At 60.0% G+C, this 2697-nt stretch carries 3 protein-coding genes; all 3 read left to right on the top strand.

Annotated features, from left to right (window positions below):
- Positions 1–231, top strand: a 231-nt coding sequence (locus tag ABJK70_RS23285; protein WP_347259286.1) for a fumarylacetoacetate hydrolase family protein, incomplete at its 5' end; no start/stop codon positions are given.
- Positions 231–875: a maleylacetoacetate isomerase gene (gene maiA, locus ABJK70_RS23280; protein WP_240507123.1), complete on the top strand. Its 645-nt coding sequence runs from the start codon at positions 231–233 to the stop codon at positions 873–875. The genes ABJK70_RS23285 and maiA, both read left to right, overlap by 1 nt.
- 130 nt (positions 876–1005) lie before the next feature.
- Entirely contained in the window at positions 1006–1941 is a 936-nt protein-coding gene (locus ABJK70_RS23275) for a hypothetical protein (RefSeq protein WP_347259285.1), read from the top strand.
- Positions 1942–2697: the final 756 nt, after the last annotated feature.

The following is a 2697-nucleotide window of genomic DNA, read 5'->3' as shown; positions in this document are numbered from 1 at the left end:
GCCAAGACCCGCCCCCTCCCCGCCGGCACCATCATAGGCTCCGGCACCGTCAGCAACGCGGACACCGGCCGGGGTTATTCCTGCATCGTCGAAAAACGCGTCCTCGAACAGATCGAATCCGGCGAAGCCCGGACGCCTTATCTCCGGCACGGCGAGACGGTACGGATCGAAATGCTGGACCGGAACGGACGCTCCGTTTTCGGCGCCATCGAACAGGACGTGCTGCAGTGATGGGGCTGGAGCTGTACACCTACTTCCGAAGCTCGGCCGCCTACCGGGTCCGCATCGCCTTGAACCTCAAAAGATTGTCTTACCGGCCGCAATTCGTGCATCTCGCGAAGGGCATGCAGCGGCAACCCAAATATCGTGAAATCAATCCGCAGGGACTGGTACCGACCCTGGTGGACCGGGGAACGCCGTTCACGCAGTCCCTGGCGATCATAGAGTATCTGAACGACACCTATCCCGACCCGCCGCTGCTGCCACGCCGCCGCGACGAGCGGGCTTACGTCCGAGCGCTTGCGCAAATCATCGCCTGCGACATTCATCCCTTGAACAATCTTCGGGTCCTACGGTATCTCGCGGAGGTGCTGGGCCAGGACGAGCTGGCCCGAAACGCCTGGATTCGGTACTGGATCGAGGAAGGGTTCGGGGCGTTCGAGGAACAGCTCGCCCGCCACGGAGGCAGCAGCCGATTCTGCTTCGGCGACACGCCGACCCTTGCGGATATCTGCCTGGTGCCGCAGGTGTTCAACGCCCGGCGCTTCGGCTGCGATTTGAACGGGTTCCCCCGAATACGAGCGATCGACGAAAGCTGCCTTGCGCTCACCGCATTCCGCGACGCGGCACCGGAGCAGCAGGCGGACGCCGAATAGTGAATTTTTCGGGCTGGCGTAGCGCCGGGAGTGCCCATGTCGGCAACGGATTGCCGACCTGCCGGAGAAATTCGGAACGAATTCGCGGGTCAAATAAGTAGTTTTCCTTCTTATGTTATGAGGAGGTTCCATGATAGCCGTCGCCGACTCCAAACTTGAGCGCTATGCCGAGGAACACCGCTTGTCGGGCCTGACCGCTCCGACGCTCGAGGCGCTTGCGACGAACCGGACCGGGTATTCGGTCGACAAGGCCCAACGCTTTCTCGCCTTTCAGCGGCGCATAGACACCGAAATGCTGAGACACCGGATCATCACCAACAATCGTTATACCGCCTGGTTCAGCCAGGGCGAGCAGACCTTCGAGCAGGTCCGGGCGTTCATCGTCCAGTTCTCGGTGTTTTCGAACCAGTTCCTGGTGGCCCAGCTTCAAAAAATGATCAATGCCGATTCTCTCGAAGGCATGCGGGCCTCCAAGGAAATTCTCGCCAACGAAATCGGCGTCGTCTTCAATGCCGGGCGGAAAAGGTCCGCCACGCGCGATCCCGACCATGAGGTCGATCCCGAACTGGTCTCCACCGAGGGCACGGTGGAAGGCGGCATATTCCATTTCCGTGCGGCGCATTTCGAGTGGCTGCTGCGAATCGCCGGGGAGCTCGGACTCGGATTTCTGGATCTCGGCGGCCGCAGGCACGGCACCCCCGCCACCCTCCATTTCTGCGACGAACTGATCCGGCTCTACGGCAACGAGAACTACGCAATCACCCAGGCCGCGAGCTATGCCGTGGAAAACTGGGCGGCGGCCGGTTTCTGGCAGGAACTGATCGACGGTTTGGTCCGCTACAACGCGCGTACCGGCTCGAACTTGCCGCTCGCTTTCTTCACCTGGCACAACCGCCTCGAAGCCCAGCACGCCCAGCATACCCAGGAGGAACTGGAAGAGCTTTATTTCACCCGCGACATCGACGAGGATGATTTCATCCGTTACGGCAACGAAATGCTCGACGGCGTGGCGGTGTTTTGGGACGGTCTGGACGAGCAGCGGCGGGCGTTGGCGAAAGCGGCTTAAGCAGCGCTTCCCGCAAATCGTAAATATGAGGAGTCGCTTGCGCGACAGCTATTTGAATGTGGGTTTCCGAACCCACGGTCGGCTTACTTTCTTTTGCTCGGCCAAAAGAAGGTAACCAAAGAAAAAGCCGCCCGGTTGCCGCTTGGGTCCTGCGCTGCTACGAAAACCATCCTTGGTTTTCGCCCTTCGGGCCAGCGTACCGCTGTTCAAATTCGCTCCCGGCGAATTTGTCGCTTTCGGCGGGAGGCGATCGAAGGGTCATCCATGACCCTCGATCGCCGCGCAGAATCCATTCTGCGCCCCTTACGGGTTATTCCCGCAGAAAGCTCCGATGCTCGGCGCGGCAAACGGGATAAGAACACAAAGCCGGAAACGCAGAACCTGTCCTGAGAAAAGTCGAAGGACTTATTCCGGCTATTGGAGTTTGCGTGAAGTAACGATCCACCGGCAAAGCCAGTGGCTTTCGACGGCTGGCCCCTCAAAGGGGCCTGACCGCCATCGGGCAAAAGCCATGTCGTCACCCCGGCAGGGAAGGGGCCGACTAAAGGCCCGTTTGCGATTGGAGTGCCGGGGTCCAGTGACCACGGATGGTTTCGACCATTCACAATCCCTGTGAACTGGATTCCGGCAATCCCTGCCGGAATGACGGCCCAGCGAAATTGGGACAATACCTGACTCCCGGAAATGTCAAACTTTGCGAGTCCCTCGGCAGAACCGGGGGTTTTCCCGCGATAAATAATCTGGAGCGCCGTCTTG

Origin of the sequence: Methylocaldum sp. (genome assembly GCF_039794385.1) — a bacterium.
In the GTDB taxonomy this organism is placed as follows: domain Bacteria; phylum Pseudomonadota; class Gammaproteobacteria; order Methylococcales; family Methylococcaceae; genus Methylocaldum.
Note: the sequence above shows the minus strand (reverse complement) of the source record. Positions and strands in the feature narration are given on the sequence as shown.

Coding starts and splice junctions, on each gene's coding strand:
- maiA (WP_240507123.1), top strand. CDS start 231: ATGGGGCTGGAGCTGTACACCTACTTCCGAAGCTCGGCCGCCTACCGG.
- ABJK70_RS23275 (WP_347259285.1), top strand. CDS start 1,006: ATGATAGCCGTCGCCGACTCCAAACTTGAGCGCTATGCCGAGGAACAC.